At 55.0% G+C, this 13,235-nt stretch carries 10 protein-coding genes; all 10 read left to right on the forward strand.

Translation table 11 applies throughout. The features are described from left to right. The first annotated feature begins 94 nt into the window (after positions 1 to 94). The 10 genes from hpf (at position 95) to KI367_RS12015 (ending at position 13,215) form a co-directional block, all read left to right on the forward strand. Positions 95 to 676, forward strand: coding sequence for a ribosome hibernation-promoting factor, HPF/YfiA family (gene hpf, locus KI367_RS11970; RefSeq protein WP_212949859.1), 582 nt, complete (start codon positions 95 to 97; stop codon positions 674 to 676). A gap of 492 nt (positions 677 to 1,168) precedes the next feature. Then, the gene (gene secA, locus KI367_RS11975) at positions 1,169 to 3,673 is read left to right on the forward strand and encodes a preprotein translocase subunit SecA (RefSeq protein ID WP_212949860.1); all 2,505 of its coding nucleotides are present in this window, start codon (positions 1,169 to 1,171) and stop codon (positions 3,671 to 3,673) included. Positions 3,674 to 3,898: 225 nt separating this feature from the next. Further along, a protein-coding gene (prfB, locus tag KI367_RS11980; RefSeq protein WP_212949862.1) for a peptide chain release factor 2 occupies positions 3,899 to 5,012 on the forward strand; the annotation gives its coding sequence in 2 pieces (ribosomal slippage) (positions 3,899 to 3,970 and positions 3,972 to 5,012; 1,113 coding nt in all). A gap of 162 nt (positions 5,013 to 5,174) precedes the next feature. After that, positions 5,175 to 6,065: a YitT family protein gene (locus KI367_RS11985; protein WP_212949864.1), complete on the forward strand. Its 891-nt coding sequence runs from the start codon at positions 5,175 to 5,177 to the stop codon at positions 6,063 to 6,065. Between the two features lie 215 nt (positions 6,066 to 6,280). Further along, the gene (gene argC / locus KI367_RS11990; protein ID WP_212949866.1) at positions 6,281 to 7,348 is read left to right on the forward strand and encodes an N-acetyl-gamma-glutamyl-phosphate reductase; all 1,068 of its coding nucleotides are present in this window, start codon (positions 6,281 to 6,283) and stop codon (positions 7,346 to 7,348) included. Positions 7,349 to 7,366: 18 nt separating this feature from the next. Further along, positions 7,367 to 8,593, forward strand: a complete 1,227-nt coding sequence (gene argJ / locus KI367_RS11995) for a bifunctional glutamate N-acetyltransferase/amino-acid acetyltransferase ArgJ (RefSeq protein WP_212949868.1) — start codon at positions 7,367 to 7,369, stop codon at positions 8,591 to 8,593. Positions 8,594 to 8,686: 93 nt separating this feature from the next. After that, complete coding sequence (gene argB / locus KI367_RS12000) at positions 8,687 to 9,454, forward strand: acetylglutamate kinase (RefSeq protein WP_212949931.1); 768 nt, start codon at positions 8,687 to 8,689, stop codon at positions 9,452 to 9,454. A 109-nt stretch (positions 9,455 to 9,563) separates the two neighbouring features. Beyond that, on the forward strand, positions 9,564 to 10,763 hold the full coding sequence (gene argD / locus KI367_RS12005; protein ID WP_212949869.1) for an acetylornithine transaminase: 1,200 nt from the start codon (positions 9,564 to 9,566) through the stop codon (positions 10,761 to 10,763). Between the two features lie 136 nt (positions 10,764 to 10,899). Beyond that, positions 10,900 to 11,856 (forward strand): ornithine carbamoyltransferase, encoded by a 957-nt coding sequence (argF, locus tag KI367_RS12010; RefSeq protein ID WP_212949871.1) that lies wholly within the window; start codon positions 10,900 to 10,902, stop codon positions 11,854 to 11,856. A gap of 123 nt (positions 11,857 to 11,979) precedes the next feature. Continuing rightward, a complete protein-coding gene (locus KI367_RS12015; protein ID WP_036710464.1) occupies positions 11,980 to 13,215 on the forward strand; it encodes an argininosuccinate synthase in 1,236 nt (411 codons plus the stop codon). Positions 13,216 to 13,235: the final 20 nt, after the last annotated feature.

The raw sequence follows: 13,235 nt of genomic DNA on the forward strand, positions 1-13,235 counted from the left end.
TAAGCGCTTACATCCGCGCCGCCGTACACAGAAATGTCTTTTTACTTAGCGTTAACAAATGTGATATAATGGAATTGCAAAGGAGGAGTGCCATATGAATTTAAGTGTTCGAGGTCAACAGATCGACGTGACTGAAGCTTTGAAGGACTACGTTGACAAGAAGCTCCGCAGACTTGAAAAGTATTTTGATGCACCCCTTGCCTCAGAAGGATATGTAACGCTAAGTGTCGTTCGAGGTTTGCACACCGTGGAAGTGACGATTCCGCTCCCGGGCATGATGCTTCGTGCCGAGGACCGCAGCGACGATATGTACGCATCCATTGATGCCGTTGTGGACAAGTTGGAACGTCAAATCCGCAAACACAAAACCAAATTGAACCGCAAACTCCGTCAGGAGGGCAGCTTGAAGACGTTGTTCGCTGATGAAGCGGCCGTTGCGGGCGCAGCGCCATCCGAGCTTCAGACGGAAGAAGACCATGACGATTTCGAAGTGGTTCGCATCAAGCGTTTCACGTTCAAACCGATGAATGTGGAAGAGGCCATTTTGCAGATGAACATGGTCGGGCATAATTTCTTTGTGTTTTCCAATGTAGATACCCAGGAAGTGAGTGTTGTCTACAAGCGCAACGACGGCAAATACGGTTTGATCGAACAAACGGAATCCGATCCGTATTAAGCAGCTTCGGGCTTCCAGAGGTACATTTTTCAAAATGATGCAAAAATTAAATCCGAATTTATGAAAAAAAGAGCTCAACTCCTGCAACGGATTGGGCTCTTCTTACGTATATAGATCGTAGGCCTAAAAACCGCGCATGCATCGCCATCCGCACGGTTGCGGCTTTACTTACAAACTGTTACAATTTATGCAAACGCCATTTTCGGGATTTTATATGTAGAGGCTTGAATATGCATCCTAAGGATTTGGCAAAATCCTGTTTGTTCAACGAATTAACTTCAAACCGTAACAACGGTCTGGGTGAAGTCGGTTCTGTTTCGCGGATCATTTCATTCAGACAATCACCTGCATTTCTGTATGAATCGTTTCGTCAGCGGATCCTGTCATTCAGCGCATGCCTGTGAGACGGATTCTCCGGATCGATTTCATTTGTTGATAACCCTGAATTCTTGAAGTTAATTTAACATTTGTTTTGCGTGAAAGGGGTTAACCATGCTAGGACTTGTTAAAAAAATCTTTGGTGACACGAATGACCGCGACGTCAAACGTTTGATGAAAACGGTCGATATCATTAACAAACTAGAACCGGATTTCGTAAAGCTGACCGATGAACAGCTGAAAGCCAAAACGGCGGAATTCCGCGCGCGCATCGAAAAGGGCGAAACGCTCGACGAGCTCCTTCCGGAAGCGTTCGCGACCGTGCGTGAAGCCTCGAAGCGCGTTCTCGGCAAAAGACATTACGATGTCCAGCTGATCGGGGGCATGGCGCTTCACGAAGGCCGTATCGCCGAGATGAAAACCGGTGAAGGTAAAACCCTCGTCGGCACGCTGCCGGTATATCTGAACGCCCTCCTCGGCCTAGGCGTGCACGTCGTTACGGTCAACGACTATCTTGCACAGCGCGACAGCCAGGAAATGGGCCAAATTTACGAATTTTTGGGCATGACCGTCGGGGTGAACCTGAACGGCATGGACCATGCCGATAAGCAAGTCGCTTATGCTTGCGATATTACGTACGGCACGAACAACGAGTTCGGCTTCGACTATTTGCGCGACAACATGGTGCTGTACAAAGAGCAGATGGTACAACGTCCGCTGTACTTCTGTACGATCGACGAAGTGGACTCCATTTTGATCGACGAAGCGCGTACGCCGCTGATCATTTCCGGACAAGCTCAGAAGTCGACGCAGCTGTACTACGTGGCTGACCGCTTCGTGAAGACGCTCCAGGCGGAAGAGGATTTCACGGTCGATATTAAGGTCAAATCCGTTGCGCTTACCGAAAAAGGCGTGGCGAAAGCGGAACGCGCCTTTGGCATCGACAACCTGTACGACCACGCCCACGTGACGCTGAACCACCACATCGTGCAGGCGCTCAAAGCGAACGTCATCATGCGCCGCGACGTGGATTACGTCGTCACCGAAGACGAAGTCGTCATCGTCGACGAATTCACGGGCCGTCTGATGGCCGGCCGCCGCTATAGCGACGGGCTGCACCAGGCGATCGAGGCGAAGGAAGGCATCGAGGTTCAGAACGAAAGCATGACGCTGGCCACGATTACGTTCCAGAACTACTTCCGCATGTACCGCAAGCTGGCGGGCATGACCGGTACGGCGAAAACCGAGGAAGAAGAATTCAAGAAAATTTACGGCCTGGAAGTGCTCCAGGTGCCTACGAATAAACCGAACCAGCGGATCGATATGCCTGACGTAGTCTACAAGAGCGTAAACGGCAAGTTCAAGGCCGTCGTGGAGGAAATCGTGGAACGCCACAAAAAGAACCAGCCGGTTCTGGTCGGCACGGTGTCCATCGAGAACTCCGAGCTCATTTCGGATATGCTGAAGCGCAAAGGCGTCAAACACCAGGTGCTGAACGCCAAATACCATGCCGAAGAAGCCGAAATCATCGCGGGCGCCGGTCAACCGGGCGCCGTCACGATCGCCACGAACATGGCGGGCCGCGGTACGGACATTTTGCTGGGCGAAGGCGTGGCCGAGCTGGGCGGTCTGCACATCATCGGTACGGAACGGCATGAATCCCGCCGGATCGATAACCAGCTTCGCGGACGCGCAGGACGCCAGGGCGATCCGGGCTCCACGCAGTTCTACCTGTCGCTGGGCGACGAGCTGATGAAACGCTTCGGCGCGGACAACGTGCTGAACATGATGGAGCGTCTCGGTTTCGAAGAAGACCAGCCGATCGAGAGCAAAATGATCACGCGTGCGATCGAATCCGCGCAAAAACGCGTCGAAGGCAACAACTTCGACCTGCGCAAAATCGTTCTCCAATACGACGACGTCATGAACCAGCAGCGCGAAATCATCTACAAGCAGCGCCGCGAAATTTTGGAATCCGACAACATCAAGGAAATCGTCATGGACATGATCAAGCCGGTCATCGACCGCGTGGTCGAAGCCCACTGCCAAGACGATATTCCGGAGAACTGGGAGCTGCAGGAGGTTGCCGATTACGTCAACAGCAAGCTTCTGGACGAAGGTTCCGTTACCCGCGACGATTTGTGGGGCAAAGAAATTCCGGAGATGGCGGATTTCATCTTCGAGAAAGTCAAAGCCAGATACGACCAACGCGAAGAACGCATCGGATCCGAACTCGTTCGCGAGTTTGAGAAAGTGATCGTGCTCCGTTCCGTAGACAGCAAGTGGATGGACCATATCGACGCCATGGATCAGCTGCGTCAAGGTATCCACCTTCGCGCTTACGGCGGTACGGATCCGCTTCGCGAGTACCAGTTCGAGGGCTTCGAAATGTTTAATGCCATGACCGCAGCCATTCAGGAAGAAGTGGCCACTTACGTCATGAAGGCCCATATCGAAGCGAACCAGGAGCGCCAGGCGGTGGTGGAGGAAAGCAAAATTACCACCAACAGCGAACCTGCCGAGAAAAAACCGGTGCATGTCGGGGAACAAATCGGGCGCAACGATCCTTGCCCATGCGGCAGCGGCAAAAAATACAAGCACTGCCACGGGCAAGAATAGCCGTATCGGAATAAATTGAATTGGCGGCAAGAGACAATAAACAGATCATAAAGCCTGCCTGCGGTCTAACGGCTTGCAGGCTGCAAGGATAACAAGCCGGGCCCATTCATTGGATCCGGACCCAGACTCCCTTGAATCAAAGGTTAAGGCGCGGGCGACCCTGCAGGTATCCCGAGCCCCTTTGTTTAAGGGAGTTTATGTCGATAGAAGAGGTGAAGAACAATCATGATCGATGCATCTGTCAAACATGATTTGCGGGAAATCGCAACCAAATTAACCAACCTTAGGGGGTCTCTTTGACTTAGATCTCAAACAGGAAATGATCGCCAACTACGAGGAGAAAATGTCCGCGCCCGATTTTTGGGACGATAACGAAAAGGCGCAGGGCATCATCGCCGAAATGAACGCGGTCAAATCTTCCGTGGACCAATACGAAAAGCTGCAGCAGGAATACGACGACGCGGCCATGATGGCCGAGCTGGCCGAAGAGGAAGGCGACGAATCGCTTGTCGAGGAAATCAGCGAAGCGGTAACGAACCTCAAGAAAAAACTTGAAGAGTTTGAACTGAATCTGCTGCTGAACCAGCCTTACGACAAAATGAATGCGATTCTGGAGCTTCACCCGGGAGCGGGCGGCACGGAATCCCAGGACTGGGGCCAAATGCTGCTGCGGATGTATACGAGATGGGCCGAAAAAAGAGGCTACAAGGTCGAAGTGCTCGACTACCTGCCGGGTGACGAAGCGGGCATCAAAAGCGTCACGCTTCTCATCAAAGGATTTAACGCTTACGGATATTTGAAGGCGGAAAAAGGCGTTCACCGTCTGGTGCGGATTTCGCCATTCGACTCGTCGGGCCGGCGCCATACCTCGTTCGTATCCTGCGACGTCGTGCCGGAAATCACGGATGACGTCGAGATCGAAATCCGGACCGAAGATCTGAAGATCGATACGTACCGGGCCAGCGGCGCGGGCGGCCAGCATATCAACACCACCGACTCGGCCGTGCGGATAACCCACATCCCGACGGGGATCGTGGTCACCTGCCAGAACGAACGGTCGCAGATCAAAAACCGGGAGCGCGCGATGACGATGCTCCGTTCGAAGCTGTATGAGCGCAAAATCGAAGAGCAACAAAAAGAACTGGATGAAATCCGAGGGGAACAGTCGGATATTGCCTGGGGCAGCCAGATCCGCTCCTACGTATTTCATCCCTATAGCATGGTAAAGGACCACCGCACATCAGTAGAGACCGGCAACGTCGGCGCCGTGATGGACGGGGATCTGGACCTGTTCATCGACGGCTATTTGCGCAGCCAAATTAAAGTGGATACCGAATAAAACCTAAAAAATTCCTACACGCTATATAGATTGAACGAGGGATTCGTTTCCCTGAAGTTCACTGTATCGTTGTAGGAATTTTTTTCGTTCATTACCGTTTCGGGCGGACTCATCCACACCGCGGATATTGATCATTTTTAAGCCAAGGAGAGAAAAAAGAAGATGTCGCATGCAGAAGTTTCGGGCCGCAGAAAGGCCCCCATCCTCCCCCCATCCGGACCGCTCCGCCATACGGCGGATATCGCCCTGATCGTCGTGGGTTCGTTTGTGATCGCTTTAGGGTTTAATTTATTTTTCCTGCCTCACGGGATCGCGTCCGGCGGCGTCTCGGGGATTTCCGTGCTGTTTGAGGCATGGTTCGGCCTGGAGCCGGCTTATACGCAATGGGCGCTGAACATTCCGGTGTTTATATTGGGATTTTTGCTGCTGGGGAAAAACTACGCGGTTCGTTCGCTGCTGGGCAGCATCGTTTTGCCGCTGTTCGTCTATGTGACGAAGGATTGGCCGCTGCCGACGGATAACCCGATACTTGCTTCGATCTACGGGGGGATCGCCGTAGGCTTGGGCATCGGCATCGTATACCGGGGCAGAGGATCGACCGGAGGGCTGGCGACCGTGGCCCAGATCATCCAGAAGTACAGCGGGCTCAATTTTTCCCTCTGCGTGGTGATGCTGGACGGCAGCGTCATTCTTTTGGCGGCATGCACGTTGTCCCTCGAAAAAGCGCTGTATGCGCTTGTAGGCCTTTACGTCTCAGGAAAGGTCATCGATGCGGTAGAACTTGGCTTCAGCTACTCCAAGGTGGCGTACATTATATCGGACCATACGGACCGCATCAGCGAAGCGATTTTGCATGAACTTGATCGAGGGTTGACGAAGCTGAATGCCCAGGGCGGTTACACCGGGGATGACCGTACCGTGCTGATGGTCGTCATCGGCCAAAGCGAGGCGACAAGGCTCAAAACGTTGGTGCGTTCCGTCGATCCCAAAGTGTTTGTTATTATCAGCAGTGCGCATGAAGTGCTCGGGGAAGGGTTTAAACTGGAGGCATAGCGAGGTTATAGGGCCCGAAAGAGGCATCCGGCTATCATCGATAGCTTGGGTGTCTCTTTTTTGATATGAATGCTTGTCTAGGCGAAATGGAAATAAACCGGTGGGGACATGCGTAAATTCGGTTTGAAGTGTTGTATTTATATAAATACGGTCGTATAATAATACATATTTGTGAGAGGGATGCAAGTCAGACGGATAGAGAGGAGAACAAAGGGATGCCAGGAGAACAAGGGGAAACGGGGAAAATCAGGATAGCGATCGTCGGCTCGACGGGTTATGGCGGGGTGGAATTGATCCGGCTGCTTCAAGCCCATCCGCTGGCGGAAATTACGTCTGTGATTTCATCATCAAGCGCGGGAGCGCCGATATCGGAAGGTTTTCCGCATTTAACGGATATTATCGTGCATAAGCTGGACGGCGTGAATGCCGCGGAAATCGCCGGAAAAGCCGATGTCGTGTTTACGGCAACGCCATCCGGCGTAAGCTCGAAATTGGTGCCGGAGCTGCTGGAGGCGGGGCTGAAGGTCATTGATCTGTCGGGCGACTTTCGGATTAAGGACGGCGGCACGTACGAACAGTGGTATAAACATTCGGCTCCGGAGGAGCGGTATTTGGAAAAAGCGGTGTACGGCTTATGCGAGATTTATGGGGAGGAAGTCGCAAACGTCGATTTCGTCTCGAACCCCGGCTGTTATCCGACGGCAACGCTGCTCGGCCTCATCCCGGCCATCCGTTCCGGCTGGATCGACCCGAAAAGCATCATTATCGATGCCAAATCCGGCGTTTCCGGCTCGGGCCGGGGCACCAGCCTGACTTCGCATTACGCGGAAATCAACGAAAATTTTAAAGCCTATAAGGTCAACAAACACCAGCACATTCCTGAAATCGAACAGGTGCTGGGCCAAGTTGCCGGCGAGCCGGTAACCGTGACCTTTACGACGCATCTCGTTCCGATGACGCGCGGAATCATGAGCACGATGTATGCACGGATGAACGGTACGTATAGCGATGAGGACTTCGTGAAGCTGTACCGGGAGTATTATGAGGGCCGCCCGTTCGTGCGCGTGCGGGATAAAGGCATTTGGCCGGCGACCAAAGAGGTGTACGGCTCCAATTACTGCGATATCGGTTTTGCGGCGGACGAACGGACGGGACGCGTGACGATCATTTCCGTGATCGACAACGTCGTGAAGGGTGCCGCGGGCCAAGCGATACAGAACCTGAATCTGATGATGGGATGGGAGGAGAATCTCGGACTGGGATACACGCCGGTGTATCCGTAAGGAAAGGGATGAAAGCATATGGGACAATCAAAATTTACCGCGGTACAAGGCGGTTCCATCATAACACCAAAGGGCTTTTCCGCAGGCGGCTTGCACTGCGGGCTCAAAAAATCCGGGCGTCATGACCTCGGCGCCATTTTGTGCGAAGTACCGGCCGTCGCGGCGGCCGTCTATACGACCAACTTGATCCAGGCCGCACCGCTGAAGGTGACGCGCGAAAGCTTGCAGGACGGCAGACTGCAGGCTGTTGTCGTTAACAGCGGCAATGCCAATGCCTGCACCGGCAAACAGGGCGAAGAAGATGCCTATACGATGCGGGCGGAAGCTGCCCGCCATCTTGGCGTAGCGGAGCAGGACGTGGCGGTCGCCTCAACGGGCGTAATCGGCGAACTGCTCAAAATGGACCGCGTCACGGAGGGAATTGCCGGCTTGCCGGATCGGCTGAGCGGCGAAGCATCCGGTGCGGAGGATTTTTCGCAGGCGATTTTAACGACCGACCTCGTAAAGAAGGAAGCATGCGTTTCGGTCGTCGTTAACGGCAAGGACGTGACGATTGCCGGGGCGGCCAAAGGGTCGGGAATGATTCATCCGAACATGGCGACGATGCTGGCGTTTATGACGACGGATGCTGCGATCGAGGCAGGAGCGCTGCAGCAGCTTCTGCGTCAGGCCACAGACGTTACCTTTAACATGATCACGGTGGATGGGGATACCAGCACCAATGACATGCTCATTGCGATGGCGAGCGGGTTGGCCGGCAATGAGGCGCTGCATCCGGCGCACCCGGATTGGGAGGCTTTTGCGGCAGGATTCACTTATATCTGCCAAGTATTGGCCCAAGCGATCGCCCGGGACGGCGAAGGGGCAACGAAGCTGGTCGAGGTGCAGGTGAACGGAGCGGTCAGCGACGCGTCAGCGCGCGCCATTGCCAAGACGGTGATTGGATCGAGCCTCGTCAAATCGGCGGTATTCGGCGCCGATGCGAACTGGGGACGGGTGATCGCGGCGGTCGGCCGTGCAGGAGAACCCGTGAATCCGGAAACGGTGGACATTCAAATCGGCCACATTTCGGTTTTGGAAGGCTCCCGGCCGGTCGCGTTTGACGAAGAGGAAGCCTTGCAATATTTGAAGGGCGATACCGTCCGGATTGCGGTGGATCTGCATCAAGGAGAAGGCCGGGCCACGGCCTGGGGCTGTGATTTGACTTACGATTATGTCCGCATCAATGCGGCTTACCGAACCTAACCAAACGGATACGGAGGGAGGAGAGAGCAAGTGGAAACATTGGAGCAGCGGGACGCCCGGGTGGCTGATCATGCAGGCCGGCAAAGCTTCGTGATGAAATGCGGCGGCAGTACGCTGGCGGCGCTGCCGGATTCGTTTTTCGAGGATTTGAAGCAGCTGCAGGCTTCCGGCATCCAAACCGTGATCGTTCACGGCGGCGGACCGGCCATTTCGGAAAATCTGGAGAAGCTTGGGATTGAGACGGAATTCGTGAACGGCTTGCGACGGACGACGGAGGCGGTGCTCGACGTGGTGGAGATGGTGCTCGCGGGCAGCATCAACAAGCAGATCGTCCGGCGCATCCAGCAAAGCGGCGGCAGGGCGCTTGGCATCTCGGGCGTCGACGGCGGTTTGATCCAAGCGCAGCCGGTAGCGAATAGCGATGCGGTAGGCTGGGTCGGGGACGTCACGCATGTAAGGTCCGACATCATTCAAGGGATTGCGGCTATGGGCTACATGCCGGTCATCGCGCCTGTCGGCGTGGATCCGAGCGGGCAGCGGTACAACATCAACGCCGACACGGCCGCGGGAGCGGTCGCTTCGCATCTGGGAACGGACCGGATGATCGTCGTAACCGACGTTCCGGGCATCATGAAAGAGATTGAAGGCGCCAAGCAGGTGCTTCCTGTCGTGACGGTTCAACAGATCGAGGACATGATCGCCAGCGGCGACATTTACGGCGGAATGATCCCGAAAGTCAAAGCGGCGGTCGGCTGCATTCAGGGCGACGTCCGGGAAGTCGTCATCGTGAACGGCAGCGAGCCGATGGTGCTGAGCAGGGTGCTGCAAGGGGAAACCATCGGGACGAGAATCGTAAAATAAAACACTTCAAATACAGATGTTTGGCTATACCGGAACCGCAACCAACGCGGCGGATGAAAAGTACGGCAAAGAAACGATCATATATCGATTCGGATAGGAGTGATTTTATATGAGTATCCCTGAAGGGCAATCCAGTTCGTTGTTTCCCAACTATGCCAGATATCCGATCAGTTTGGTAAAAGGCCAAGGAAGCTGGTTGTGGGACGACCAAGGCAACAAGTATCTCGATTTCATGAGCGGCATCGCTGTAACCAACCTGGGCCATGCCCCGGAGAAAGTGACGGCGAAGCTGAAAGGGCAGCTGGATCAGCTGTGGCATGTGTCGAACCTGTTCCACATTCCGAATCAGGAAAAGGCGGCGGCGCTTCTTACGGCGAACAGCTGTGCCGATGCGGTGTTTTTCTGCAACAGCGGCGCCGAAGCGAATGAAGCGGCGATCAAGCTGGCACGGCGTTATCACCAAAAGGTAAAAGGCACGGATCGTTATGAGATCATCACCTTTTTCCAGTCGTTCCATGGACGGACGCTGGCGACGCTGACGGCGACGGGGCAGGACAAAGTAAAGGACGGTTTCCTGCCGCTTCCTGCCGGCTTTAAAAGCGTGCCGCTGCACGACCTGGATGCGCTCAAAGCGGCCATTACCGACCATACGGCGGCCGTCATGCTGGAGCTGGTGCTTGCCGAAGGCGGCGTGCTTCCGGTGGAAGAAGGATTTGTCCGCGGCATTCAGGAGCTGTGCAAGGAGCATGGCCTGCTGCTGATCATCGACGAAGTGCAGACCGGCATGGGACGTACGGGCAAACTGTTTGCGCACGAGCATTACGGCATTGAACCGGATATTTTTACGCTTGCCAAAGGCATTGCCAGCGGCTTTCCGACCGGCGCGATGCTCGGCAAAGCTTTCCTGCGGGATGCGTTTTCGGCGGGCAGCCACGGCTCGACCTTCGGCGGAACGCCGATTGCGACGGCGGCCGTCATCGCCACGATCGAAACGATGCTGGAGGACCGGCTTCCGCAGCGCGCGGAAGAAATGGGAGCTTATTTGAAAGAGCAGCTGACGGAGAAGCTGGCAGGCAACCCTCACGTCAAAGCCGTCCGCGGCCTCGGTTTGCTGGTTGGCATCGAATGCGCGGAACCTGTGGGCGACCTGGTGCTCGAAGGCCAAAAACGCGGGCTGCTGTTCATTACTGCAGGACCCAACGTCATCCGGCTGCTGCCGAACCTGTACGTGACGAAGGAAGAAATCGATCAGGCGGTAAGCATCATCGCCGGCGTGATCCATGACCATACGGCCGTAAAAAAAGATTAATATTATAAATATTTTTTATCCTGAATGACCTGTTGCGGGGCGAAGCGGCCTGAGAACGCCGGCCATCGGCAAAACGGCCCGCACCGCAGCGTCATTAGGCGAGATGATAACCAAACGCAAACAAGGAGGAACACCCATGACCCAAACAGAGCAGCTGCAGCATGTCAACCTGAAGGGCCGGGATTTGCTTGAGCTGGACGACTACTCCACGGAAGAGATCCAGTACCTGCTCGATCTGGCGATCGAACTGAAGCGCAAGCAAAAAAACGGCGAGGTTTACCAGCCGCTGAAAGGCAAAACGATCGGACTCATTTTCGAAAAATCTTCCACCCGTACGCGGGTTTCCTTTGAAGTCGGGGCGTTCCAGCTTGGAGCGCACGCGCTCTTTTTAAGCAAAAACGACATCCAGCTCGGACGGGGCGAAATCATCAGCGATACCGCGCAGGTGCTTTCCCGTTACCTCGACGGCATCATGATCCGTACCTTCGGGCACAACAATGTGGTGGATCTGGCCAAATACGCTACCGTGCCGGTCATCAACGGGCTGAGCGATCTGGCGCATCCGTGCCAGGTGCTGGCGGATTACCAAACGATCCTCGAACATAAAGGCAAGCTGAAAGGCCTTAAGCTCGCGTACATCGGCGACGGCAACAACATGGCGCATTCCCTCATGATCGGCGGAGCGAAGCTGGGCGTGCATGTGTCCGTGGCCAGTCCGGAAGGATATGAGCCGGATGCGGAGGTCGTGAAGGCAAGCCGCGAAATCGCGAAGGAAACCGGCGCGCAAATCGTCGTAACGCGCAGCCCGCAGGAAGCGGTCAAAGACGCCGACGTCATCTATACGGACGTATGGGCAAGCATGGGCTTCGAGGAAGAGCAAAAGATCCGCGAGGCCGCTTTTAAGGACTATCAAGTAGACGAAGAGCTGGCGAAAGGCGCAAAAAGCGACTATCTGTTCATGCACTGCCTGCCCGCGCACCGCGGAGAGGAAGTCAGCGAAGGCGTCATCGACGGCAAAAACTCGGTGATTTTCGATCAGGCCGAAAACCGCCTACACGCGCAGAAAGCATTGATGGCTGCGTTGATGGGGTAGAGAACGGCGATCGGAAGAACGATACGTACCCGGAGCGGTCAACACGAGCGAAAATGTTCTATGGGTTAAAGACCCCATCACGATATAATCAAACCATGAAGCATAAACGAAAGGAAGTTCATGATGGCAAAAGAAAAAATCGTGCTCGCCTATTCCGGCGGGCTGGACACATCCATTATCCTCAAATGGCTCAAAGAAACTTACGACGCGGAAATTATCGCTTTTACGGCGGATATCGGCCAGAAGGAAGAACTGGACGGCCTCGAAGCCAAGGCGCTTGCGACCGGTGCTTCCAAAGTATACATCGACGATTTGCGCGAGGAGTTCGCGAAGGACTTTATTTATCCGATGTTCCAAGCCGGCGCGCTGTATGAAGGCCAGTATTTGCTCGGCACAAGCATCGCGCGTCCATTGATCGCTAAACGCATGGTGGAGATCGCCCGCGCCGAAGGCGCCACCGCGATTGCGCACGGGGCAACGGGCAAAGGGAATGACCAGGTCCGTTTTGAGCTGGGCGTTGCCGCACTGGCTCCGGACATCGAAGTGATCGCGCCATGGCGCCTCGAGGAGTTCCGCAACGACTTCCCGGGCCGCGCCGAAATGATCGCTTTTGCCGAAAAACACGGCATTCCGGTTACCGCCTCTGCCGCCAAACCATACTCCATGGACCGCAACCTGCTGCATATCAGCTACGAAAGCGGCGTGCTGGAGGATCCTTGGTTCGATGCCAGCGCACCGGAAAACAAAGATATGTACCTTCTCAGCAACTCCCCCGAGGATGCGCCGGATGAAGCGGAATACCTCGAGCTCGAGTTCGTCCAAGGCAACTGCGTGGCGTTGAACGGCGAGCAGCTGAACCCGCTGCAGGTCATGGAAAAGCTGAACGAACTTGGCGGCAAACACGGCATCGGCCGCGTCGACATGGTGGAAAACCGCTTCGTCGGCATGAAAAGCCGCGGGGTGTACGAAACGCCGGGCGGAACGATTTTGTTCACCGCTCACCGCAAAATGGAATCCATCACGATGGACCGCGAAGTGATGAACCTGCGCGACAGCCTCATTACGCGTTACAGCACGCTCGTATACAACGGTTTCTGGTTTGCGCCGGAACGCCTTGCTTTGCAGGCGCTGGTGACCGAAAGCCAAAAGAACGTTACCGGAACGGTGCGCGTGAAGCTCTATAAAGGCAATATCATCGCCGCGGGCGTCAAAAGTCCGGTCAGCTTGTACAACCCGGATATCGCAACGATGGAAGCCGATCCGACGCAAGCGTACGATCAAGGGGATGCAACGGGCTTTATCCGCTTGAACGCGCTTCGCCTCAAAGTGGGCACGGGCGTGGAGCAGAACAACAAATAGGACCATGAACCGCGCAAGCG

Source organism: Paenibacillus cookii, assembly GCF_018333375.1.
GTDB classification, from domain to species: Bacteria; Bacillota; Bacilli; order Paenibacillales; family Paenibacillaceae; genus Paenibacillus_AQ; species Paenibacillus_AQ cookii.

What these genes read in the sequence shown, in the direction of transcription:
- argC (WP_212949866.1), top strand. Translation starts at nt 6,281, where the DNA reads ATGCCAGGAGAACAAGGGGAAACGGGGAAAATCAGGATAGCGATCGTC.
- argF (WP_212949871.1), top strand. Translation starts at nt 10,900, where the DNA reads ATGACCCAAACAGAGCAGCTGCAGCATGTCAACCTGAAGGGCCGGGAT.
- argB (WP_212949931.1), top strand. Translation starts at nt 8,687, where the DNA reads ATGAAATGCGGCGGCAGTACGCTGGCGGCGCTGCCGGATTCGTTTTTC.
- KI367_RS12015 (WP_036710464.1), top strand. Translation starts at nt 11,980, where the DNA reads ATGGCAAAAGAAAAAATCGTGCTCGCCTATTCCGGCGGGCTGGACACA.
- hpf (WP_212949859.1), top strand. Translation starts at nt 95, where the DNA reads ATGAATTTAAGTGTTCGAGGTCAACAGATCGACGTGACTGAAGCTTTG.
- argJ (WP_212949868.1), top strand. Translation starts at nt 7,367, where the DNA reads ATGGGACAATCAAAATTTACCGCGGTACAAGGCGGTTCCATCATAACA.
- secA (WP_212949860.1), top strand. Translation starts at nt 1,169, where the DNA reads ATGCTAGGACTTGTTAAAAAAATCTTTGGTGACACGAATGACCGCGAC.
- argD (WP_212949869.1), top strand. Translation starts at nt 9,564, where the DNA reads ATGAGTATCCCTGAAGGGCAATCCAGTTCGTTGTTTCCCAACTATGCC.
- KI367_RS11985 (WP_212949864.1), top strand. Translation starts at nt 5,175, where the DNA reads ATGTCGCATGCAGAAGTTTCGGGCCGCAGAAAGGCCCCCATCCTCCCC.